The organism is Arthrobacter sp. 10N43 (genome assembly GCF_056394525.1).
Map to the genome: position 1 here is coordinate 514,887 of NZ_JBFTIA010000001.1, position 22,836 is coordinate 537,722.

General features: G+C 66.5%; 19 protein-coding genes, 3 tRNA genes and 1 pseudogene. 8 read left to right on the forward strand and 15 right to left on the reverse strand.

Annotated features, from left to right (window positions below; all coding sequences use genetic code 11):
• The first annotated feature begins 66 nt into the window (after window positions 1–66).
• Window positions 67–2,685 carry a valine--tRNA ligase gene (gene valS, locus AC1DDO_RS02290; protein WP_476868348.1) on the forward strand — a complete coding sequence of 873 codons (2,619 nt, stop codon included), beginning with the start codon at window positions 67–69 and terminating at the stop codon, window positions 2,683–2,685.
• A gap of 89 nt (window positions 2,686–2,774) precedes the next feature.
• On the opposite strand, the gene AC1DDO_RS02295 is transcribed toward valS, so the two are convergent.
• From AC1DDO_RS02295 to AC1DDO_RS02325, 7 genes are all read right to left on the reverse strand, one after another.
• Window positions 2,775–3,068: a putative quinol monooxygenase gene (locus AC1DDO_RS02295; RefSeq protein ID WP_476971334.1), complete on the reverse strand. Its 294-nt coding sequence runs from the start codon at window positions 3,066–3,068 to the stop codon at window positions 2,775–2,777.
• Window positions 3,069–3,645: 577 nt separating this feature from the next.
• On the reverse strand, window positions 3,646–4,263 hold the full coding sequence (locus tag AC1DDO_RS02300; RefSeq protein ID WP_476971335.1) for a mycothiol-dependent nitroreductase Rv2466c family protein: 618 nt from the start codon (window positions 4,261–4,263) through the stop codon (window positions 3,646–3,648).
• 170 nt (window positions 4,264–4,433) lie between these two features.
• Window positions 4,434–5,714, reverse strand: a complete 1,281-nt coding sequence (gene clpX, locus AC1DDO_RS02305; protein WP_229993382.1) for an ATP-dependent Clp protease ATP-binding subunit ClpX — start codon at window positions 5,712–5,714, stop codon at window positions 4,434–4,436.
• Window positions 5,715–5,846: 132 nt separating this feature from the next.
• Entirely contained in the window at window positions 5,847–6,506 is a 660-nt protein-coding gene (locus tag AC1DDO_RS02310; protein WP_026266422.1) for an ATP-dependent Clp protease proteolytic subunit, read from the reverse strand.
• Window positions 6,507–6,544: 38 nt separating this feature from the next.
• Window positions 6,545–7,180, reverse strand: coding sequence for an ATP-dependent Clp protease proteolytic subunit (locus tag AC1DDO_RS02315; RefSeq protein WP_441408880.1), 636 nt, complete (start codon window positions 7,178–7,180; stop codon window positions 6,545–6,547).
• 237 nt (window positions 7,181–7,417) lie between these two features.
• The gene (tig, locus tag AC1DDO_RS02320) at window positions 7,418–8,812 is read right to left on the reverse strand and encodes a trigger factor (RefSeq protein WP_476971336.1); all 1,395 of its coding nucleotides are present in this window, start codon (window positions 8,810–8,812) and stop codon (window positions 7,418–7,420) included.
• A gap of 68 nt (window positions 8,813–8,880) precedes the next feature.
• Window positions 8,881–8,955, reverse strand: a tRNA-Pro gene (locus AC1DDO_RS02325).
• Window positions 8,956–9,087: 132 nt separating this feature from the next.
• Between AC1DDO_RS02325 and AC1DDO_RS02330 the strand changes: the two genes are divergently transcribed.
• Window positions 9,088–9,158 (forward strand) — tRNA-Gly (locus AC1DDO_RS02330).
• Between the two features lie 110 nt (window positions 9,159–9,268).
• Here AC1DDO_RS02330 and AC1DDO_RS02335 read toward each other — a convergent pair.
• The 3 genes and pseudogenes from AC1DDO_RS02335 to AC1DDO_RS02345 all read right to left on the reverse strand — a co-directional run bounded on the left by AC1DDO_RS02335 (window position 9,269) and on the right by AC1DDO_RS02345 (window position 11,870).
• Window positions 9,269–10,253 (reverse strand): annotated as a pseudogene (locus AC1DDO_RS02335) (Fpg/Nei family DNA glycosylase).
• Complete coding sequence (locus AC1DDO_RS02340) at window positions 10,253–10,744, reverse strand: ribose-5-phosphate isomerase (protein WP_476868344.1); 492 nt, start codon at window positions 10,742–10,744, stop codon at window positions 10,253–10,255. Before AC1DDO_RS02340 ends, AC1DDO_RS02335 begins: the two are co-directional and overlap by 1 nt.
• A 124-nt stretch (window positions 10,745–10,868) precedes the next feature.
• Window positions 10,869–11,870, reverse strand: a complete 1,002-nt coding sequence (locus AC1DDO_RS02345; protein WP_476868343.1) for a hypothetical protein — start codon at window positions 11,868–11,870, stop codon at window positions 10,869–10,871.
• Between the two features lie 236 nt (window positions 11,871–12,106).
• Here AC1DDO_RS02345 and pepN point away from each other — a divergent pair, with 236 nt between their 5' ends.
• Together pepN and AC1DDO_RS02355 are read left to right on the forward strand one after the other, a co-directional pair.
• A complete protein-coding gene (gene pepN, locus AC1DDO_RS02350) occupies window positions 12,107–14,662 on the forward strand; it encodes an aminopeptidase N (RefSeq protein ID WP_476868342.1) in 2,556 nt (851 codons plus the stop codon).
• Between the two features lie 85 nt (window positions 14,663–14,747).
• Window positions 14,748–15,233 carry an OsmC family protein gene (locus AC1DDO_RS02355; protein WP_476868341.1) on the forward strand — a complete coding sequence of 162 codons (486 nt, stop codon included), beginning with the start codon at window positions 14,748–14,750 and terminating at the stop codon, window positions 15,231–15,233.
• Window positions 15,234–15,265: 32 nt separating this feature from the next.
• On the opposite strand, the gene AC1DDO_RS02360 is transcribed toward AC1DDO_RS02355, so the two are convergent.
• Window positions 15,266–16,300: an NAD-dependent epimerase/dehydratase family protein gene (locus AC1DDO_RS02360; RefSeq protein ID WP_476868340.1), complete on the reverse strand. Its 1,035-nt coding sequence runs from the start codon at window positions 16,298–16,300 to the stop codon at window positions 15,266–15,268.
• Window positions 16,301–16,432: 132 nt separating this feature from the next.
• On the opposite strand from AC1DDO_RS02360, the gene AC1DDO_RS02365 reads away from it, so the two are divergent.
• Complete coding sequence (locus AC1DDO_RS02365) at window positions 16,433–17,092, forward strand: mechanosensitive ion channel family protein (protein WP_476971337.1); 660 nt, start codon at window positions 16,433–16,435, stop codon at window positions 17,090–17,092.
• Window positions 17,093–17,096: 4 nt separating this feature from the next.
• Window positions 17,097–17,555 (forward strand): globin, encoded by a 459-nt coding sequence (locus AC1DDO_RS02370; protein ID WP_476971338.1) that lies wholly within the window; start codon window positions 17,097–17,099, stop codon window positions 17,553–17,555.
• Window positions 17,556–17,568: 13 nt separating this feature from the next.
• Here the strand turns inward: AC1DDO_RS02370 and AC1DDO_RS02375 are convergent, their stop codons facing one another.
• Window positions 17,569–18,228 carry a DUF8185 domain-containing protein gene (locus tag AC1DDO_RS02375; protein WP_476971339.1) on the reverse strand — a complete coding sequence of 220 codons (660 nt, stop codon included), beginning with the start codon at window positions 18,226–18,228 and terminating at the stop codon, window positions 17,569–17,571.
• Between the two features lie 62 nt (window positions 18,229–18,290).
• Between AC1DDO_RS02375 and AC1DDO_RS02380 the strand changes: the two genes are divergently transcribed.
• A complete protein-coding gene (locus AC1DDO_RS02380; protein ID WP_476971340.1) occupies window positions 18,291–19,238 on the forward strand; it encodes an acyl-CoA thioesterase in 948 nt (315 codons plus the stop codon).
• A 196-nt stretch (window positions 19,239–19,434) separates the two neighbouring features.
• On the opposite strand, the gene ettA is transcribed toward AC1DDO_RS02380, so the two are convergent.
• Both ettA and ssb read right to left on the reverse strand, forming a co-directional pair.
• Entirely contained in the window at window positions 19,435–21,117 is a 1,683-nt protein-coding gene (ettA, locus tag AC1DDO_RS02385; protein ID WP_441408733.1) for an energy-dependent translational throttle protein EttA, read from the reverse strand.
• 255 nt (window positions 21,118–21,372) lie between these two features.
• Window positions 21,373–21,933 (reverse strand): single-stranded DNA-binding protein, encoded by a 561-nt coding sequence (ssb, locus tag AC1DDO_RS02390; protein ID WP_476971341.1) that lies wholly within the window; start codon window positions 21,931–21,933, stop codon window positions 21,373–21,375.
• Between the two features lie 243 nt (window positions 21,934–22,176).
• Here ssb and AC1DDO_RS02395 point away from each other — a divergent pair.
• Window positions 22,177–22,249, forward strand: a tRNA-Arg gene (locus tag AC1DDO_RS02395).
• 297 nt (window positions 22,250–22,546) lie between these two features.
• Here AC1DDO_RS02395 and AC1DDO_RS02400 read toward each other — a convergent pair.
• Entirely contained in the window at window positions 22,547–22,792 is a 246-nt protein-coding gene (locus AC1DDO_RS02400; RefSeq protein WP_476870123.1) for a hypothetical protein, read from the reverse strand.
• Window positions 22,793–22,836: the final 44 nt, after the last annotated feature.

Consider the following 22,836-nt stretch of genomic DNA (forward strand, 5'->3'; position numbering starts at 1 on the left):
CCCGCGCCGCGTGCCCAAAGTACGGTCCGGTGTCTTCGAGGGCAGAAATAATGGAGAATTGAGCCCATGGCTGAAGACAAACAGGGTACAGACACGCCCACCACCGCCCCCATCAACGTTCCGGACAAGCCCGCCCTGGAGGGGCTGGAAGACACGCTCACGCAGCGCTGGCTTGACGAAGGGACCTACAAGTTCAACCAGGACACCACGCGGGAACAGGTCTACTCGATCGACACCCCCCCGCCCACGGCGTCGGGATCCCTCCACGTCGGACACATGTTCTCCTACACGCAGACCGACGTCCTGGCGCGCTACCAGCGCATGACCGGCAAGAACGTCTTCTACCCCATGGGCTGGGACGACAACGGCCTGCCTACCGAGCGCCGCGTGCAGAACTACTACGGCGTGCGCTGCGATCCGGCGATCGCCTACGACGCCGCCTACCGGCCCCCGGCGGAGCCCGCCAAGAACCAGCGCGACTTCGACGTCATTTCACGGCGGAACTTCATCGAGCTGTGCGAAGAGCTCGCGGTCGAGGACGAGAAGGTGTTCGAGCACCTCTTCCAGACCCTGGGCTTGTCCGTGGACTGGGACCTGACCTACCGGACCATCGATGATAAGTCCCGCGCGATCTCCCAGCGCGCCTTCCTGGCCAACCTGGCCGCCGGCGACGCCTACATGGCCGAGGCGCCCACGCTGTGGGATGTCACCTTCCGCACGGCGGTGGCCCAGGCCGAGCTTGAGGACCGCGAAGTCGCGGGCGCCTACTACCGCTACCCGTTCTTCACCGAAGACGGCGAGAAGATTTACATCGAGACCACCCGCCCCGAACTGCTGGCCGCCTGCGCCGCGCTGGTGGCGAACCCCGACGACGAGCGCTACAAGCCGCTGTTCGGCAAGAAGGTCACCTCTCCCCTGTTCGGCGTCGAGGTAGAGGTCAAGGCCCACCCGCTCGCCAAGGCGGACAAGGGCTCCGGCGTCGCCATGGTCTGCACCTTCGGCGACCTTACCGACGTCACGTGGTGGCGCGAGCTGCAGCTGCCGACCCGGGCGATCGTGGGCCGTGACGGCCGCATCCTCGGCGAGACCCCGGAGTGGATCACCACCGAGGAAGGCCGCGCCAACTTCGCGGCCATCGCCGGCAAGACGGTGTTCAGCGCCAAAGAGGGCGTGGTGGAGCTCCTGGCCGCCGCGGACCTGCTCGACGGCGAACCGAAGAAGATCATGCACCCGGTGAACTTCTTCGAGAAGGGTGACAAGCCCCTCGAGGTCGTCACCTCCCGCCAGTGGTACATCCGCAACGGCGGCCGCGACGAGGACCGCCGCGAACGGCTGATCGGCCGCGGCAACGAGATCGAGTTCCACCCATCCTTCATGCGCTCCCGCTACGAGAACTGGATCTCGGGACTCAACGGCGACTGGCTCGTGTCCCGCCAGCGCTTCTTCGGCGTGCCGGTGCCCGTCTGGTACCCGCTGGATGCCGACGGCAACCCCGTATACGACGCCCCGATCGTCCCGTCCGACGCGCAGCTCCCGGTGGACCCCGCGGCGGATGCGGCTCCCGGCTACGAGGAAGCCCAGCGCGATGTGCCGGGCGGCTTCACCGGCGACGCGGACGTTCTCGACACGTGGGCAACGTCCTCGCTGACGCCGCAGATTGTGGGCGGCTGGAGCACCGACGAGGCGCTCTTCGCCAAGGTCTACCCGTTCGACGTCCGCCCGCAGGGGCACGACATCATCCGCACGTGGCTGTTCTCCTCCGCCGTCCGCGCCGACGCGCTGCAGAAGACGGCGCCGTGGAAGCACGCGGCCATCTCCGGCTGGATCCTGGACCCGGACCGGAAGAAGATGTCCAAGTCCAAGGGCAACGTCATTGTGCCCACGGATGTGCTCGACGAGTACGGCTCCGACGCAGTCCGCTACTGGGCTGCCTCGGCCAGGCTCGGCGCGGACACGGCCTACGAGATCGCCCAGATGAAGATCGGCCGCCGCCTGGCGATCAAGCTGCTCAACGCCTCCAAGTTTGTCCTGAACCTGGGCGCCACCGAGGACTCGGTGGTTTCCGGTGACCTTTCGGTGCTGAGCAACCCGCTGGACCGGGCTGTCCTGGCCCAGCTCGCCGACGTCGTGGCGCAGGCCACCAAGGCGTTCGAGGGCTATGACTACGCCCGGGCCCTGCAGATCACCGAGAGCTTCTTCTGGAACTTCACGGACGACTACGTGGAGCTCATCAAGGACCGCGCCTATGGTGCGGCCGGCGAGGAGCAGCAGGCGTCCGTGCTGGCCGCCCTCGCGACGAGCCTGGACACCCTCCTGCGGCTCTTCGCGCCGTTCCTGCCGTTCGCCACGGAGGAAGTCTGGAGCTGGTGGCGCACCGGTTCCGTGCACCGCGCCCAGTGGCCGTCCGCCATCGCGGTCGACGGCGATACGACCCTCCTCGCCACGGTCGGCACCGCGCTCAGCGGCATCCGCAAGGCCAAGTCCGAGGCCAAGGTCAAGCAGCGCACCGAGGTGCTGTCCGCGACGATCACGGCCTCGGAATCCCTCACCACGCAGCTGAAGGCCGGCCTCGCCGACCTCAAGGCCGCCGCCAACGCACGGGAACTGGCGCTGGTTGCCGGCGAGGGCGAACTGACCGTCAGCGACGTCGTGCTGGCACCGGCCGAGCCGCCCGCGCAGTCCTAGCAGGCTGCGACAACCAAAAGGGGGCCTCCGCCCGGCTTAGGCCGGGCGGAGGCCCCTTTTGTTTTTCGGGTCTTTGCCTTCCGGGCGCCCTAAATCTCGAAGGAGGTCTCGAAGCGTGTCAGCACGGGCGGGGCCGCCAGGAGCTCTCCCAGCCCGCTCGCGCCGGGCCCTGCCCGCCAGGCGCGGTAGGCGGAATCGTGCTCCAGCGATGCCCACTGTTCCACCACAAGAAAGTGCGCCGGATCATTGCTGTCGACCAGCACATGGACGCCGAGGCAGCCGTCAAACGCCCGTGTATCGGAGAGGATGTCGCGGAGCACGTCAGGCGCCGTGGGCAGGGATTCCGCTTTAAGGTTCAAATCAAGGTGGGCAGTGATAGGCATGGCGCTCCAATGGTCGCGGGCGGACAGGACACAGGACAGCACCGGCCGGATGTATGGACATCACGGAACCGCGGCCCTGCCATTGGAAGCAACAGCGGTGCAATCGGGCTTGTTCCTTCGGCCCTGATCCGCAGGCCGGGGTGCTCGCCTGTCGTTGCAAGGTCAGGACCCCACCCTCTGACCAGTTTTTGGGCAATCACCAGATTTTGGACCCTGCCAGTTTTTGGACCCTGCCAGTTTTTGGACCCTGCCAGTTTTTGGGCAAAGGGGAAGCCCCATCAGCGTTAGCCGTTGGTGGGGCTTCGACTTTTCGATTGTCACGTGACGTCTTAGACAATCTGGCGGGATCCTTGGATTTCCAGGTCTTCCTACCTCGTCACTGGTAGCCATCATCTGACTTTGCCGAAGGCTGCGTCGGATGAGTGTCACTGAATCTTTGGTTCCTGCGTCCCTCTTCTTTCGAAGTGGGTAAGTTCCATTGTTATCCTCCTGTTTGCCATACACAAGAGCCCCGAAAGAACTACATCAGAGTAATTCTTTCGGGGCTCCTAGAGGTATCCGCGCGGTGCCCGGAGGCCTAGTTGAAGGCCGGGCTTTCGGACCGGCTGCGCTTGATTTCAAAGAAGTACGGGAAGGATGCCAGGGTCACTGTGGCGTCCCAGATCTTCCCGGCGTCCTCGCCGCGAGGGATGCGGGTCAGGACCGGGCCGAAGAAGGCCGTGCCGTTGAATGCCACCACCGGGGTGCCCACGTCCTGTCCGACCAGGGAGATGCCGGCCTCGTGGCTGGTGCGCAGCTGGGCGTCGAATTCATCGCTTTGGCCGGCTGCGGCCAGTTCGGCGGGCAGTCCTGCCTCGGCCAGGGACTTGGCGATGACCTCGTCAATGTCCTTGTTGCCTTCGTTGTGGATTTTGGTGCCCATGGAGTCGTAGAGCGGCTTGATGTACTCCGCGCCATGCTGTTCCGAGGCGGCAATGATGACGCGGACCGGAGCCCACGCCTTCTTCATGAACTCCTTGTACTGCTCGGGCAGTTCCTCGCGGCCCTCATTGAGTACGGCAAGGCTCATCACATGCCACTCGGTCTGGATGTCGCGGACTTCTTCGACTTCGCCGATCCAACGCGAAGTGACCCAGGCGAAGGGGCACATGGGGTCGAACCAGAAGTCGGCTTTATTGGTCAGGGTTTCAGGCACAGGTGTTCTCCTTATGGAAGTCTGCGGGATGGAAGTCTGCGGGTAAGCGCGCTGCGGCAGGCAGGTCGGATGAGATCAGGTCAGGTCAGATGCCAGTCGTACATCAGACGCAGGGCGCGCCAAAGGTGACAGCTATCGCTGGGCCTGATTTATTCCGGGCGTCAGGACGGTCAGGCGGACTTGCGGCGCTTGACGTCGTGGGCGATCATCGTGGGCGCCGCCTTCTTGGTCACGACCTCTTCTGTGATCACGACGCTCGCGACGTCGTCGCGGCTGGGGAGATCGAACATAACCGGAAGCAGGACTTCCTCCATGATGGCGCGGAGCCCGCGCGCCCCTGTGCCCCGCTCCAGCGCCTGGTCGGCGATGGTGTTCAGTGCCTCGTCCTCGAAGATGAGTTCGACGCCGTCGAGCTGGAACATCTTCTGGTACTGCTTGACGAGGGCATTCTTGGGCGTGGAGAGGATCTGGATGAGCGCTGCCCGGTCCAGGTTCGAGACCGTGGTGATGACCGGCAGCCGGCCGATGAATTCCGGGATCAGCCCGAATTTGAGCAGGTCCTCGGGCATGACCTCGCCGTAGGAATCCGTGGTGTTCTTGACCTCGTTGAGGGGCGCGCCGAAGCCGATGCCCTTGCGTCCGGAACGAGAACCGATGATGTCCTCGAGCCCGGCGAAGGCGCCGGCCACGATGAACAGCACGTTGGTGGTGTCGATCTGGATGAATTCCTGGTGCGGGTGTTTGCGGCCGCCCTGCGGCGGGACGGAGGCCACCGTGCCCTCGAGGATTTTCAGGAGCGCCTGCTGCACGCCCTCGCCCGAGACGTCCCGGGTGATGGACGGGTTTTCGCTCTTGCGCGAGATCTTGTCGATCTCATCGATGTAGATGATGCCCTGTTCGGCCTTCTTGACGTCGTAGTCGGCGGCCTGGATGAGCTTGAGGAGGATGTTCTCGACGTCCTCGCCGACGTAGCCGGCCTCGGTCAGGGCCGTGGCGTCGGCCACAGCGAACGGGACGTTGAGGCGGCGGGCCAGGGTCTGGGCCAGATAGGTTTTGCCGCAGCCGGTGGGACCGATCAGCAGGATGTTGGACTTGGCGATCTCGACGTCGTCGTGGTGCACGCCGTCCGCGAGGCTGCCGCTCTTCGGGGCGTGGCCGGCCTGGATCCGCTTGTAGTGGTTGTAGACCGCGACGGCGAGCGACCGCTTGGCCGGCTCCTGGCCGATCACATATTCCTGCAGGAAGTCAAAGATCTCGCGGGGCTTGGGCAGTTCGAAACTGCCCAGGTCAGCTACTTCCGCGAGTTCTTCTTCGATGATCTCGTTGCAGAGTTCGATGCACTCGTCGCAGATGTAGACGCCGGGCCCGGCAATGAGCTTGCGAACCTGCTTCTGGCTCTTTCCGCAGAAAGAACACTTCAGCAGATCAGTGCTCTCGCCAATCCGAGCCATGTGTGAACCCCTTTAGTAGCTTGCTGCTGGCTGTGACATGTTCCACTCTAGGTCACTTTGGGCCCGTTGGGTGGAAAGCGGACGCCGGTGCGGCCAAGTAAAGTGCCGCACCGGCGCGTCGCGAATTGCTGGTTAGCGCGCGATCGCCTGGGGCTTGATCTTGCGGGAATCCAGGACCTGGTCGATCAGGCCGTACTGCATGGCCTCGGCGGCGGTGAGGATCTTGTCCCGCTCGATGTCGTTGTTGACCTGTTCCGGCGTCCGGCCGGAATGCTTGGCCAGCGTGTCCTCGAGCCAGGAGCGCATGCGCATGACCTCGGCGGCCTGGATCTCCAGGTCGGAGGCCTGCCCGCCCTGTCCACCGGAGAGTGAAGGCTGGTGGATCAGGACACGGGCGTTCGGCAGTGCCAGTCGCTTGCCCGGCGTGCCGGCCGCGAGCAGCACGGCTGCTGCGCTGGCCGCCTGGCCGAGGCAGACGGTCTGGATCTCCGGCCGGATGTACGTCATGGTGTCGTAGATCGCGGTCATGGCGGTGAAGGAGCCACCCGGAGAGTTGATGTAGAGCGTGATGTCCCGGTCCGGGTCGGTGGACTCGAGCACCAGCAGCTGGGCCATGACGTCGTCCGCCGAGGCGTCGTCGACCTGGACGCCCAGGAAGATGATGCGGTCCTCGAACAGCTTGGTGTACGGGTCCTGGCGCTTGAAGCCGTAGGGTGTGCGCTCTTCGAACTGGGGCAGCACGTAGCGGCTGCTCGGCAGGTTGCCGGCAGTCGAACCGAAGTTGTAGTTCATGTTCATTGCTCCTGAATTCATTACTGTCTACGTGCCGGTCAGTTCTCGGTGGCTGTCGCAGCGCCGCTGTTGCCGGAGCCGTTGGCGTTGGTTCCGCCGCCGCCGGCCACGGATCCTGCGTGCGCCGCGATCTTGTCGAAGAAGCCGTACTCGAGGGCCTCCGGGGCCGTGAACCACTTGTCGCGGTCGTTGTCCTTGAGGATGGTGTCCACGGTCTGTCCGGTCTGGTCTGCGGTCAGCTCGGCCATGACCTTCTTCATGTGCAGGATCAGCTCGGCCTGGATCTTGATGTCCGACGCCGTTCCGCCGATGCCGCCGGAGGGCTGGTGCATGAGGATGCGGGCGTTGGGGGTGGCGTAGCGCTTGCCCTTGGTGCCCGAGGAGAGCAGGAACTGCCCCATGGAGGCGGCGAGCCCGGTGGCCACCGTGACGACGTCGTTCGGGATGAACTGCATGGTGTCGTAGATGGCCATGCCGGCGGTGACGGAACCGCCGGGTGAGTTGATGTAAAGGTAGATGTCCCGTTCAGGATTCTCCGCCGAGAGCAGCAGCAGCTGGGAGCAGATCGCGTTGGCGTTATCGTCACGGACCTCGGAGCCGAGCCAGATGATGCGCTCTTTCAGCAGGCGGTTGTAAATGTAGTTATCCTGGGCTGCCGGATCGACCGTGGCCATCCGGGGCGCCCCTGCTTGCTGTGACATATGTACTTACCTCTCGCTGGCGACGGTGACGTCATTGGACGACATCACTGAACTTTCCTACAGCGACACTAACCGTTTTCACGCCCGCTTTGTTCGCTGGCGGCGGGCTGTTCGCTGACGGCGCACGTCCGCCGTCGCGGGGTTAAACGGGCGCCGGTTAAAACAGACGGCCCCCCGGATCGGTGATCCGGGGGGCCGTCAGCGCTAATGCTAGAACTTCACTGCTGCGGGGTCATCGCTCGGGGTGGCCTCGGCGGCGGTTTCTGCCGCGGGGGCTTCTTCCTCGACGGACTCAGCGGCCGGTGCGGCTTCGTCGCCGGGGCGGACGAAATCGCTCAGGTCAACCTTGTTGCCCTCGGAGTCGGTGACCTCGGCCTGGCCCAGGACGACGGCCAGTGCCTTGCGGCGGCGGACCTCGGAAACCATCATGGGAACCTGGCCGCTCTGATCGATGATCTGGGCGAACTGGTTCGGGTCCATGCCGTACTGGCTGGCGGTGGTGACGATGTAGTCGATCAGCTCGTTCTGGCTGACGTTGACTTCTTCCTTTTCGGCGATGGCGTCAAGGATGATCTCGTTCTGGAAGGCACGCTCGGTGTTGGCCTTGACCTCGGCGCGGTGCTCCTCGGTGTCGTGCTCGCCTTCACCGTGGGCGTTCTCGGCGTTGAAGTGCTGCTCGAGCTGCTCTTCGACGATTGATTCCGGGACGGGGACGGCGACGAGCTCAACGAGCTTGTCCAGGACCTTGTCGCGGGCCTCGACGCCCTGCTCAACAACCTTGGACTCGGCAGCCTGCTTGGCCAGGTCCTCGCGGAGTTCGGCCAGGGTGTCGAATTCGCTGGCGAGCTGGGCGAAGTCGTCGTCGGCGACGGGGAGCTCGCGCTCCTTGACGGCCTTGACGGTGACCTTGACCTGAGCGGACTCGCCGGCGTGCTCGCCGCCGACCAGCGTGGTGTCGAAGATGGCGTCCTCGTCGGCGCTGAGGCCGGTGACGGCCTCGTCGAGGCCTTCGAGCATGGTGCCGGCGCCAACCTGGTAGGACAGGCCGGAGGCGGAGTCAACCTCGGCGCCGTCGATCGAGGCTGCGATGTCGATCGTCAGGAAGTCGCTGTCGGCTGCCGGGCGGTCCACGGACTTCAGGGTGCCGAAGCGGCCACGAAGCTCGTCCATGGCCTTGTCGACGTCGGCGTCCGAAGACTCGGCGGCGGCAACCTCAACCTTGATGCCGGCGTAGTCCGGCAGTTCGATCTCGGGGCGGACGTCAACCTCGGCGTGGAACTTGAGCTCGCCGTCGGTGGCGGACGGGTCCGGAACCTCGGTGATCTCAACTTCGGGACGGCTCAGGGGACGAATGCCGGTTTCCTGCACGGCAGCCTGGTACCAGCCGTTGAGGCCTTCGTTGATGGCCGTCTCCAAGACGTAGCCGCGGCCGACGCGCTGGTCAATGAGCTTGGAGGGGACCTTGCCCTTGCGGAAACCGGGAACCTGGATCTGCGAAGCAACAGTCTTGTATGCCTCTGCGATGCTGGGCTTCAATTCCTCAAAGGGGACCTCAACATTGAGCTTGACCCGGGTGGGGGTGAGGTTCTCGACAGCGCTCTTCACAGTCTAAGTACTCCTGGTGTGGGGGGAATAGGGTTCTGCATTGCCACGTGCTGGCAGTGCTTGCAGAGTCGGGGTGACAGGATTTGAACCTGCGACTTCCTGCTCCCAAAGCAGGCGCTCTAGCCAAGCTGAGCTACACCCCGTAAGTGCACAGAACAGTCTACGGTCATACTGCGCCGATTTGCACATTTGACACCGGGGCCCTGAATTGGGTTTAGTTGTATCCGGCTTGAACAGCCGCCCGGAAGTTTTGCTGGAAATCCAGCATCGCCCCCGGGGACGTAGCTTAATGGTAAAGCCTCAGTCTTCCAAACTGATTACGCGGGTTCGATTCCCGTCGTCCCCTCTGAAATATGACGAAAAAAGCCCCTCCACGGAGGGGCTTTTTTCATGCCTGTTTCATGCCTTGCGGCGCATATGCCGGATGGGGACTACTCAGTTGTGTTCAGGGGCTGTTCAGGCTTGCTGGCACTGCGGGCACCAGTACAGTTTCCGGGCACCGAGCTCCGTGAGCGCCACGGACGTGCCGCAGTCACGGCAGTCCAGGCCGTGCCGGCGGTAGACGAAGTGCGCCCGGTCCGGGTCCGGCAGTGCGTCCGGCAGCGCGCCGGCCTCGGTGTTCGGCACGGCGTCGCCGTGCCCGTCCCGGGGCGGAGTGTCCCAGTACTGCGGCGGCGTTGTGATGATCCGGCCGTCCCGGACGCCGTCGGACATCATGGCGGCGGTGTCGTCCCAGAGCCGGCGTGCCGCCTCCGGCGTCAGTCCGGTCCCGGGCAGCCAGGGGTTGAGGCGCTGCCGGAACAGCAGTTCCGCCCGGTAGACGTTCCCGACGCCGGCGATCACCTTTTGGTCCATGAGCAGCCCCGCCAGCGGGGCCCGTTTGGCCGTCACGCTGGCGGCAAATGCGTCCCGGTCCCCTGGTCGGTTGCCCAGCGGGTCCGGACCCAGGCGGGCGACGACGGCCGCGGCTTCGGCCGCGATGATCGCCTCGCAGGTAGTGGCGCCGCGCAGGTCCGCCCAGCCGTGCCCGCTCACCAGCCGGACGCGGACCGCGCCCACCGGTTCTGGTGGCCCTGTGTAGGCAGGCGACGCTGCACCAAACGACGGCCGGCCCCGCCGCGCTGCCGGCGTCATCGGCGTCGTACACCTCCCGCTCCCCCACCTTCCGGGGCGCCCCGATGCTGGACGCACCACGGAAGGTGGCATCCCCGCCGAAATTCCAGGCACCGTAGAGGCCCAGGTGGACGTGCAGGACCAGGCCGTGGTCGAACCCGAGGAACAGATGCTTGCCGTGGGCGGTCGCGGACGTCAGGACATGGCCGTCCAGCAGGGCGGCGCCGGGCGCGAACCTGCCTTGCGGGCTGGAGACCGAAAGCCTCTGGCCCGCGAAAACGTCACCGAACTGGCGGGCCAGCCGGTGGACGGAGTGCCCCTCCGGCACTACAGGACGACTTCGCCGGTGCGCTCGTAGGTGGCGATCTTGCCGATCCGGCGGACGTGGCGCTCGTCGTTGCTGAACGGCTCGGTCAGGAAGGCCTCGATGATGGCCGTTGCCTCATCGACGCTGTGCTGGCGGCCGCCGACGGCGACGACGTTGGCGTCATTGTGTTCGCGGGCGAGCTGGGCCGTGGAGAGGTTCCACGCCAGTGCCGCGCGCACGCCCTTGACCTTGTTGGCGGCAATCTGCTCGCCGTTGCCGGATCCGCCGAGCACGATGCCCAGGGCGTGGGTTCCGGCTTCCTGGTCCGCGACCACCGCGAGGGCGGCGTTGATGCAGAACGACGGGTAGTCATCCAGGGCGTCGTATTCCACGGGGCCGTGGTCCACCACGTCGTAACCTTTGGCGCTGAGGTGGCTGACGAGGTGGGCACTGAGCTCCATACCGGCGTGGTCGGTGGCAATGTGCACGCGGGGGAAGTCAGAAATGGTCACGGCTGTTCCGTTCAGTTGCGGCGCGGGGCGGCGGCCGGGGCGGTCGAGGTCTCGTCCAAGCCTACTAGGCCGCGTCTTCCGGGACGGTGCTGTGGCGGGCCGGGGGCTGGATCGGGCCGCCGTGTTACGTGGCCGGGGCCCCGCCGTTCCGCCGCGCCCTGTCCGCCACCCGGGAAAGCGTTTGGGCAATGTTGTCCGCCGTGGCGGCGCTACCGCCACTCACCGCGAGCCGGTGCCCGTCCGAGCGGTCGATGACCACCGCGGGGCCACTGCTGACCAGCAGCGCTGTGGTGTTGCCGTGGATGCGGTAGCCCCAGCCGCCGTAGTCCGCCGCCCTGACGTCCCTGGGCGTGGCGGCGTCGATAGCCGCGGCTGGAACATTCATGACACGGACGAAACCTGCCACGAAGACCCGCAGGCCGCTCCGGTCAACCCGGATCCGGGCCACCAGGAACGCCGCCGCCACCAGGGCTGCGGCCACCAGGAGGGCAGAGACCCACGGCACGGCAATGGTGAAGAGGGCCGCGGGCAAGAGCGTCGCGATGCCAAGCATGACGAAGATCGAACTGCGGGCATGGACCCAGAGACTGACCCGGTCCCTGGCCAATTCAGGATCCTGTTCGCGTTGGAGGGCCTGGCGGACGGCGAGGTCGTCATCGACAGACCAGCGTTCGTCTGCCTTGAAGACCATGCCCATGACGAAGCCCATGGCGAGGGCTGCGCCGCTTCCCAGGGCCAGGACCGAGGCGTCCACATGGGAGCCCCGCGCGTCGGGCAGTCCCAACTGTCCCACGAGGGCGGCGGCGAGGACGGTGGTGAGGAAGAGGCTCATGGCAAATCCGGCGCCCATCATGATCCGGCGCATCATCACAGGCCGGGACAGCGGCACGGCCTGCAGCAGCACGGCCCAGCCCACAACTACGATCAGCGCGGCACCGGCGCCCACGAAGGCGGTGAACGGCGCAAAGTCGACGGCACCGGCGTCGGTCCAGCGGATGGCCAGCGGCTCGGGGAGCTCCGGCCGCACCAGCAGCGCACACACCACGAATCCGGCGGCCAGCATGAGGGGGAAACCGATGGCAAAGCGCAAGGCCCTGGCATCGACTGAGTCCCGGATCTTTCCCATGACCCAACGCTACCCCGGCTGGGCATGGAGAGATCCAGAGACATGCCCGCAGGTCAGGCGGCCAACAGGAAGCGAAACGGAGGAACGGATGCGTTGCGGCTGGAGCGCCGGGAAAGACATTGTGAGCGGGCTAACTTGCCACGGGCGGCTGACGTGAAAGAATGATTTCACAGTATCGCCGGCGGCTGCGGCCGGCCGGCAGTATCCATCTTCTTCTGGAGGCCCCTTTGCCCGGTATGAACCTCACCCGCGCCGAAGCCCGCGAGCGCGCCACCCTGATCGACGTCGAGTCCTACGAGGTCAGCCTGGACCTGACCCGCGGCGAAAAAGTCTTCGGGTCCACCACGGCCGTGAAGTTCGCGGCCAAGCCTGGGTCCTCGACCTTCATCGACGCCGTGACCCACACGGTGCACAGCGTGAGCCTCAACGGCCGCGAACTCGACCCGGCCGAGGTCTCCGACGGCGTCCGGATCCAGCTCCCGGACCTGGAAGCCGAGAACCACTTGCTCGTGGTCGCCGATGCCCCATACATGAACACCGGCGAGGGCCTGCACCGCTTCGTGGACCCGGTGGACAACGAGGTCTACCTCTACACCCAGTTCGAGGTCCCTGATTCGCGGCGCATGTTTGCCGTGTTCGAACAGCCCGACCTCAAGGCCAGCTTCACCTTCACGGTCACCGCCCCCTCGCACTGGGACGTGGTCTCCAACTCCCCCACCCCGGCGCCGGTGGAGACCATCCCCGGCGCGGACGGGGGCGCCCGCTCCGTCTGGGAGTTCACGCCCACGCCGCGGCTCTCCTCCTACGTCACCGCCCTGATCGCCGGGCCATACCAGTCGGTGCGCAGCGAGGTCGTCTCGGCGGAGGGCCGGGTCACGCCGCTGGGCATCTTCGCCCGCAAGTCCCTCATGCAGTACCTCGATGCGGACAACATCTTTGAGCTCACCCGTCAGGGTTTCGAGTTCTTCGAGGCGCAGTTCGGCTGCCCTTACCCGTTCGAGAAGTACGACCAGCTCTTCGTGCCGGAGTTCAACGCCGGCGCCATGGAAAACGCCGGGGCCGTCACCATCCTGGAAGGCTACGTCTTCCGAGGCAAGGTCACTGACGCCCAGGTGGAGCGCCGCGCCATCACCGTGCTGCACGAGCTCGCGCACATGTGGTTCGGCGACCTCGTGACGATGCGCTGGTGGAACGACCTCTGGCTCAACGAGTCCTTCGCCGAATACATGTCCCACCTGGCCGCCGTGGAAAACACCGAGTTCGACCACGCCTGGACCACGTTCGCCTCGGTGGAGAAGTCCTGGGCGTACCGGCAGGACCAGCTGCCCACCACGCACCCGATCTTCGCCGAGATCAACGACCTCCAGGACGTCGAGGTGAACTTCGACGGCATCACCTACGCCAAGGGCGCCTCGGTGCTGCGCCAGCTCGTCGCCTGGGTCGGCCCGGAGGAGTTCATGGCCGGCGTGCGCGAGTACTTCAGCAAGCACGCCTGGCAGAACACCGAGCTCAGCGACCTCATGGCAGAACTCGAAAAGGCCAGCGGCCGCGACCTCGAAAAGTGGGGGCAGCTCTGGCTGGAGACCGCCGGCGTCAACACACTGACGCCGGAGATCTCGGCCGACGCCGAGGGCACCATCGGCTCCTTCGCCATCGTGCAGTCGGCGATCGAGAGCCAGCCGACGCTCCGCCCGCACCGGCTCGCCGTGGGCTTCTACAACCTCAACGGCGCCGGCAAGCTGGAGCGCGTACACCGCGTTGAGCTCGACGTCGACGGCGAGCGCACCGAGGTTCCGGCCCTGGCCGGCCTGGCCCAGCCTGACCTGATCCTGCTCAACGACGACGACCTCGCCTACGCCAAGGTCCGCCTCGATCCGAAGTCCCTCGCCACCGCCACGGCCCACCTGAAGGACTTCAGCCAGAGCCTCCCCCGCACCCTCGTGTGGGGCTCGGCTTGGGATGCGGCGCGCGACGGCGAATCCCCTGCCCGCGGGTATGTGGACCTGATCCTGGCCAACATCGCCGAGGAATCCGATTCCTCCGTGATCCTGGTCCAGCTCAGGCAGCTCGCCACCACGCTGACGTTCTACGTGGCCGAGGAGCACAAGGAGGCCACCACCGTGGCCGCGACCGACAAGCTGTGGGATCTCGCCTCGGCCGTGCCTGCGGGCTCGGACGCCCAGCTGCAGTTCGTGAAGTCCTACGCCCTGCTGGCCAGCAGCGCCGGGCAGCTGGACACGGTGTCCGGGCTGCTGGACGGCTCGCTCACCCTGGATGGGCTGAGCGTGGACCAGGACCTGCGCTGGGAACTGCTGGCGTCCCTCGTGGCAGGCGGCCGCGCCGGGCAGGAGCGGATCGACGAGGAACTGGAGCACGACAACACCTCCAACGGCCAGAACGCGGCGGCCCTTGCCAAGGCCGCGATCCCCACGCCGGAGGCCAAGGCCGCAGCCTGGGAATCGATTGTGGTCAAGGGCGATCTGTCCAACGCCCTGCAGGGTTCCGCGGTGGCCGGCTTTACCCGGGTCCTGGACACGTCCCTGCTCGAGCCGTACGCCGAGAAGTACTTCGAGGCCGTCCCGGGCATCGTGGCCAACCGCACCCACGCGCTGGCCTCGCAGATCGTCGTCGGGCTCTACCCGGCCCAGCTGACCACGCAGGCCACCGTGGACCGCACCGATGAGTTCCTGGCGTCACTGCCGGAAGGCAGCTCCGCGCTGCGCCGGATGATGCTGGAGAACCGCGACGGCGTTGTCCGCTCGCTGCGGGCCCGCCAGGCCGACGTCGGCTAGGAAAGCCGCCCCGAACCCCGGCAATCCTGGAGCCCCGGTGCCGCCCACGTGCGGCGCCGGGGTTCCCTCGTTCTAGGCTGGAGTCATGAGCCTTGACGAACACCGCTACGCGCTGACTGTCCGCTGGACCGGGAACCTCGGGGAGGGGACGTCCTCCTACCGCGGCTATTCACGGGACCATGACGTCGAGATCCCGGGATTGCCGGTGTTGCATGGCTCGGCCGATCCGACCTTTCACGGCGACCGCGAGCGCTACAATCCCGAACAGCTGCTTCTGGCCGCGCTGTCCCAGTGCCACATGCTCTCCTTCCTGCACGTGGCCGTGAAGCACGGCGTGGTGGTGACCGCCTACGAGGACCGGGCCGAGGGCCTCATGCGGACCAACCGGGACGGCAGCGGCCAATTCGAATCCGTCACGCTGAAACCCACGGTGACGGTGGCGGAGCCGGCGGCCCCGGAACTCCTGGAAGAGCTCCACGTCGAGGCCAACAAGGTCTGTTTCATCGCCCGCAGCGTCAACTTTCCGGTGCTGCACGAGCCCACGGCTGTGGTGGAGGGCCCGACGGACTGAACCCGGCCAGGTGGCACCGTCAGGTGGCAAGGTCAGGCGGCACCGTCAGCCTGCCCGACTGAAGCCTCCGCCCTGTACTCGGACACGATCCGGCGTTCGGTCTCCGCGCTCATCCCGGCCTTGCGTTCGCGGCCGAGCCCGCGGCGGCGTTCATCCGTCAGGGTGTCACGCAGCGTGTCCATCCAGGGCCGGAGGCGCAGCCCGGCGGCTCTGGCAGCGTCATTGCTGCGGGCCGCGAAGCCATCGTGGCCGGCCGGCAGCCACAGCGGCAGCGAGTCCGGGCCGGCCCAATAGTTCGCGCCGTGGGACGCCAGCCAGTCCTCGGGAGCGACAACCACCTCGGAGTCGGCGTCGGCGAGCTGACGCGATTCCTCAAGGTAGGCGGCAAACGGGACCGGTTCGCCGACGGCGTTCAGGGCGCCGACGGTTCCCTTTTCGGCGGCGGTGAGGATCCAGGCCGCGAGGTCGCGGACGTCGATGATCTGGGTGGCGTCGGCGGGGATGTCCGGGACCAGGACCGGATCGTCGTCCCGGGCAAAACGGGCAGGCCAGTACCCGTAACGGTCAGAGCCGTCCCCGGGTCCGCCGATCAGGCCGGCGCGGCACAGGTGTGCCTTGGCCCCGGCCAGCTCCCAGGTCCAGGACTCAATCGCGGACTTGGCCTCGCCGTAGTTCTCCATGCTCAGTTCCGTGCCCGGAGCCAGCGGCGGGAGCACCTGGGCGTCTTCGGAGGCACCGGCCACGGAATGATCGGCGTAGACCGAGCAGCTGGAGACGAAGGTCCAATGCCGGGTCGAGCCGGCCAGCGCCTCAAGGGCCTCACGCGCCTGCACGGGGTCCCGGGAGACATCGATCACGGCATCCCATCCGTCCGGGTCTGAACGGCCCGCCACCGGCGCGTAGGCGGCCTTCCCCTCCGAGCGGTCCGCCCGAACCCACGTGGCTCCGTCAGGCGGTGAAGAAATAGTCCCACGGGCCAGGCAGGTCACATCATGCCCGGAAGTCAGGGCCTGTCGGGCTATTTCGGCTGAGAGGAAGGCGGTGCCGCCAAGGACCAGGATGCGCATGGGGCAACGCTACGGCGCTAATGTTGAAGGAGACCAGAGTGTTATGCGACCGGCGAACGCCGGCCGCTACCCGGACGCCCAGCCCTGCTGCCGGCCGGCTGGGACGAAGCAACAAGGAGTTTTCCCCCACCGATGATCAGCCTGACCACCATCGAACCAATCACCGCCCAACAAATCGCCGCCGTCAATCTGCCGGGCGCCCTGATAGCCCTGGGGATCGGCGTCGCCGTGTGGCTGGTGGCGTCCTTCGTGATCGCCGGAATCACCAAGCGTGTCGCCGAGGGCAGCACATTCTTCAAGAAGCGGCATTTCCGCTGGGTGTCTCCCGCTCTGCGGGCACTGGACCACGAGCGCCGGGTCCAGCGGGCCCACACCATTGGCGCACTGCTCAACAGCGTTGTCGGCGTCCTGGTGGCCGTCCTCACCATCGTGTACGTGCTCAAATACCTGAACGTGGACATTGCACCGCTGCTGACCAGCGTCGGTATCCTCGGTATCGCCATCGGCTTCGGCGCCCAGCAACTGATCCGCGACTTCCTGGCCGGCATCTTCATCACGCTCGAGGACCAGTACGGGATCGGCGATGTCATCGAAACCTCCGAGGTGGTGGGCATTGTCGAGGCCATGAACCTGCGGATCACGCGCGTCCGGGCCGACGACGGCACCATCTGGTACCTGCGCAACGGCGAAATCCTGCGCGTGGGCAACCGTTCCCAGGGCCATTACATCGCGCCGTCTTCCCCGCCGGCCGAAGAGGCCGATTCCGCGCCGCAGCAGCAGGCCGGAGAATAGAGCCATGACGATTCCCAGCGCCGGCGAACCAAGCCAGCCCAGGCAGCTGCTGCAGAACGATCCGTTCAGCCAGCCCGGCTACACCGACAACTTCTATGACGCCGTGGGCGGCCACGAGACCTTCGTGAAGCTCATCGACGTCTTCTACGACGGCGTCGCGACCGATCCGCTGCTGCGGGCCATGTACCCGGAAGAGGACCTCGGCCCGGCCAAGCGGCGCTTCCTGATGTTCCTGGAACAGTACTGGGGCGGGCCCAGCACGTATGGCGAGGAGCGCGGGCACCCGCGGCTGCGGATGCGCCACATGCCGTTCCGCGTGACGCCGGAGGCCAAGGAACGCTGGCTGTTCCACATGCGCGCCGCCGTGGACTCCCTGGAGCTTCCGCCCTTGTATGAGGGCACGCTCTGGGACTACATGGACCGGGCAGCCCTGTCCATGGTGAACAGCCCCTCGGAGGCCTGAGCGCGGACGCTGCCTACAGCCCGGTGCCGGTCCGGACCAGCACGTGTCCGCGGGTGCCGCTGAGGCGGAACCAGCGCCCGGCGCGGAAGAGCTTTTGTTCGCCCTCGGCCAGGAAGCCCAGGGTCAGCGCGGCGAAAGCGGCACCCGCCGGCAGGCCGCCGGCGTCGGGCAGTTCCCGGCCCCAGACGCTCGCGCGGGCGTTGTTGACGATCAGTGCACCCGGCTTGTCCGGGATGATCGCGGCGATTTCCCTGATGCCGGCCTCGGCAGCGTCCCTCAGGACGGGGTCCTGGAGGGTGCCAAGCAGTTCCCAGCCGGTCCGCGGCGCCCCGATCCCGGCCCACGACTCGCTGACGGTCACCGGCGGAACGGGGAGCTCGACGTCGTGCTCCCCCGCCCGGGCCAGACGGTCCAGCACGGCGGACAGCGGCACCGTCACGTCAGTGTCCGCCGGCTGTGCCAGCGCCATGGTCCGCAGTCCCAGGATGGTGGGGGTGGATTCGCCGAGGAGCCGGGGCCGCAGGACGCAGACGTAGGCGGCCAGGACCGGGCCCGCGGCCTGGAGCCGGATGGCGCCGTCGTCTATGGATCTGGCGCGCGTGGCGAAGGTGCGCAGGTCGGCGAGGTCGCGGGGATCGGTGAACTGCAGGGGCTGGGTTAGGACATCAGACACACTACCGACTCTACCGGCTGCGCTTCTTTGGAGCGGCGCGCGCTGCCGTCTAGAGTCAGACCATGACTGAAGCCGAAGCCGGACTGCTGGGGCTCCCGACCCAGGACCCCACCTCCTCGCTCATCCAACTGCTCAACCTCGGCGAGCTCGAGGGCGCGCGGACGGACGAGGACATCTTCATGGGGCCCTCCCAGCAACAGCCCAGGCACCGCGTCTTCGGCGGCCAGGTGCTGGCGCAGTCCCTGATCGCCGGCAGCCGCACCGTCGATCCGGACCGCAGTGTGCACTCCATGCACGGCTACTTCCTGCGGCCCGGTGACGCCAACAAGCCGATCACCTTCGGGGTGCAGCGGTTGCGTGATGGCCGGTCCTTCTCGGCCCGCCGGGTCCACGCCTATCAGGAGGGCATGCCCATCCTGTCGATGATTGCGTCCTTCCAGGCCGAGGACGAGGGGATCGAGCACCAGTCCGAAATGCCCACCGGGATCCCGGACCCGGAATCTCTGCCCAGCACTGCCGACCTGCTGGGCAAGTTCGATCACCCCGTGGCGCGGCACTGGGCGTTTGAACGGCCCTTCGATATCCGCCACGTCGACCCGGCGCTGTACGTCTCGGCGAAGGGGCCCAAGGAGGCGCGCAACGCCGTCTGGATGAAGACGTTCGGGCCGATGCCCGACGACGCCGGCGTGCACCGGGCCGCCCTGGCCTACGCGAGCGATTACACCCTGCTCGAATCCATCCTCCGCAAGCACGGGATGAGCTGGATTACACCCGGGATGTCCGTGGCCAGCCTGGACCACGCCATGTGGTGGCACCGGCCGGTCCGGGTGGACGAATGGCTCCTGTACGTCCAGGAGTCCCCCAGTGCCCAGGGCGCGCGGGGACTGGCGACCGGCAAGATCTTCAGCCGGGACGGCCTGCACGTGGCCACGGTGGCGCAGGAAGGCATGGTCCGCGTCCCGGACGATCTGAAGAACACGGTGAACGGCGCCGTCCAGGCCGCCGTCTAGTAGTACATCTAGTCCGCCGTCAGTCCAGAGTGCTGCAGCACCAGATGCGCAGGGCCGAGCGCAGCTAGGACTCCCGCCCCTGCCGGACGCCGCGCCAGTCGCCCTGCCCGGCACAAAGTCCCGCGGCACGCAAAAAGCCGGCTCCCCCCGGGGAACCGGCTTTTTGTGTGCCAGCGGCGCTGTAAGCCTGGCGGGCTTAGTCGCGGGTGAGGCGGCGGTGCGTGACGCGGTGCGGCTTGGCCGCGTCCGGGCCCAGGCGCTCCACCTTGTTCTCCTCGTAGGACTCGAAGTTGCCCTCGAACCAGTACCACTTGGACGGGTTCTCCTCGTCGCCTTCGTAGGCGAGGATGTGGGTGGCCACCCGGTCCAGGAACCAGCGGTCGTGCGAGACGACGACGGCGCAGCCCGGGAATTCCAGCAGTGCGTTCTCGAGGCTACTGAGGGTTTCGACGTCGAGGTCGTTAGTCGGTTCGTCGAGGAGCAGCAGGTTGCCGCCCTGCTTGAGGGTCAGGGCAAGGTTGAGGCGGTTGCGCTCACCGCCGGAGAGCACCCCGGCCTTCTTCTGCTGGTCCGGGCCCTTGAAGCCGAAGGCGGCCACATAGGCGCGGGACGGCATTTCGACGTGGCCGACCTGGATGTAATCCAGCCCGTCGGACACGACTTCCCACAGCGTCTTGTTCGGGTCGATGCCGCCGCGGCTCTGGTCGGCGTAGGAGATCTTGACGGAATCGCCGATCTTCAGTTCGCCGCCGTCCAGCGGTTCCAGGCCCACGATGGTCTTGAACAGCGTGGACTTGCCGACGCCGTTGGGGCCGATGACGCCGACGATGCCGTTGCGGGGCAGGCTGAAGGACAGCCCGTCGATCAGCGTACGGTCATCGAAGCCCTTCTGGAGCTCCTTGGCTTCCAGCACGAGTCCGCCGAGGCGCGGTCCCGGCGGGATCTGGATCTCTTCGAAGTCGAGCTTGCGGGTGCGGTCCGCCTCGGCGGCCATTTCCTCGTAGCGGGCCAGACGGGCCTTGGACTTGGTCTGGCGTCCCTTGGCGTTGGAGCGGACCCACTCGAGTTCTTCGGTGAGGCGCTTGGCCTGCTTGGCATCCTTCTTGCCCTGGACTTCCAGGCGGGCGCGCTTCTTCTCCAGGTACGTGGAGTAGTTGCCCTCGTACGGGTAGAGGTGCCCGCGGTCAACTTCGGCGATCCACTCGGCCACGTGGTCCAGGAAGTAGCGGTCGTGGGTGACGGCCAGGACGGCGCCGGCGTAGCTGGAGAGGTGCTGTTCGAGCCACAGCACACTCTCGGCGTCGAGGTGGTTGGTGGGCTCGTCGAGCAGCAGCAGGTCCGGCTTCTGCAGCAGGAGCTTGCACAGGGCGACGCGGCGGCGCTCACCACCGGAGAGGAGCGTGACGTCGGCATCGGCCGGCGGGCAGCGCAGGGCGTCCATGGCCTGTTCCAGCTGGGAATCGATGTCCCAGGCATCGGCCGCGTCGATCGCTTCCTGCAGCTGTCCCATTTCCTCGAGGAGGGCATCGTAGTCAGCGTCGGGGCTGGCCATTTCCTCGGAGATCTCGTTGAAGCGCTGGATCTTGCCGTAGATTTCGCCGACGCCTTCCTGGACGTTGCCCAGGACGGTCTTGTCTTCGTTCAGCGGCGGCTCCTGCAGCAGGATGCCTACCGTGTAGCCGGGGCTGAGCCGGGCCTCACCGTTGGAGGGAGTGTCCAAGCCTGCCATGATCTTGAGAATGGTGGACTTACCGGCACCATTCGGGCCGACAACGCCAATCTTGGCCCCCGGGAAGAAGGACATGCTCACGTCATCGAGGATGAGTTTTTCGCCGACAGCCTTACGGGCCTTGGTCATTGTGTAGATAAATTCCGCCATGCCTACAAATCTAGTGGTTCGGCCGGGATAACTCACATTCCGTCGGCGCCCGACGCGGCTGTTGACGGGCCTGCTGCCGGAGCCCTTGCCGCCGCCCTGGCCCTGCGGGCCGCCCCTGCCCTTGCCTCAGGGTCCCGGGCTGCCCCCGCGGCACTGCCCGGCCGGAACTGTTCGGCTCAGTTTCCGGACGCCCACGAGGCAGCCACGGAGGCCGGCCCGGCAGCACGCTGAGTCCGGTAGCCTCCGGCCCGGGAATCAGGCCGCGGCCCCTTTCAGTTCGCCGGTCTCCTGGTCCACCTCCTCATCCTCCTCACCGCTCGCGTCATCGATGTACGTCGCCTCCTGCTCGGCACCGTCCCCGGCGCTGTCCCCTTGTTCTCCGGCGCCTGCGTGTTGGCCGCCGTCACTGCTGCCGGCGGCGCCCGGGGCGCCGGGCACGGCGGCCGTCTGGCTTCCGGCGGCGGCGGAGCGGGTGAAGTTGGCAGAGCCCCACATGAGGTCGTGGCCGACTGACTCCGCATTAATTTCGGCGTCGTGGTAGACCCTGCCGTCCTTCTCCCAGCTGCGCATCTTCAGCCTGCCCACCACAATGACCCGCTGTCCCTTCTTGATGCTGCAGCCGATGTTGCCCGCCAGCTGGCGGTAGCCCTGGACGGTGAACCAGTTGGTGTTGCCATCCACCCAGGTGCTGGATCCGCGGTCGTAGCGTCGCTCCGTGGCGCCGAGCCGGAAGTTCGCCGTGGCCACGCCGCCGGGGGTGGTCGCACTTCTGATCTCCGAGGCGACGAAGCCACGGACCGTAATGTTGTCACTCATTCTCATGTCCTGTCTCGAATTGTCGTGCCCAGCCGGGCAGTTCCAGCATCCCGCCGGGGCCCGCGGGCAGGCAGGGGCGAACTGTGCCATGTGGAAAACCCACGTCCGGCGGCAGCGCCGGGGCCTTTGTTGGGGAGTGGTCCTGGCTGCAGGACAGGCCACCGGCCACATTGACCCCCACCGGCCGTCCGGCACTGTAAACTTTTTGAGGCGTCCCCGGCAGCAGCCGGTGGGCACCAGCGTGCCCCAGTAGCTCAGGGGATAGAGCAGCGGCCTTCTAATCCGCCGGTCGGGGGTTCGATTCCCTCCTGGGGCACAAGAGCAGCGGCTCTGACCTGCACATGTAAGGTCAGAGCCGCTTTTGTTTTACTGGCGCGGCGCGAATCCGCCGCTTACCACCGGACTCAGGTTCCGCATGTCGATATCCGGTGCATCGTCGGCCAGCAACTGAAAGCGCGACATCGTCATCGCGCCGTACAGGGGTGACATACGGGGCCGGAGCGCCACTCGCAAACCGTCACCATCCGAGATGCCCGCACCCGCACATCGGCCGGACGAACACAGAAGGCCCCCGCGGGCTCATCCGCGAGGGCCGTCCTGAAGTTGCTGACTGCTACACGCCAGGCGGCACAGCCGTTGTCGCTCGCCGCGGTCGGCGCCGGGCCGTGATGTACACGGCGATCAGCCACACCCCAATGGGAACAAGCACGATGCCAGTAACGAGCCGCAGCGGGTCGACCGGCATCCATGTGAGGAAGATCGCCGCCCAGATGAGCATGAAGATTCCTGCGACCAGCCCAGGGATGGACGGATTCTTACTCTTACGGATTCCTTCCGATATGTTGCCGATAGTTTCCACCGTACGAGTCTGCACCAACCGCGGCGTCGACGTCGACGCCGTCG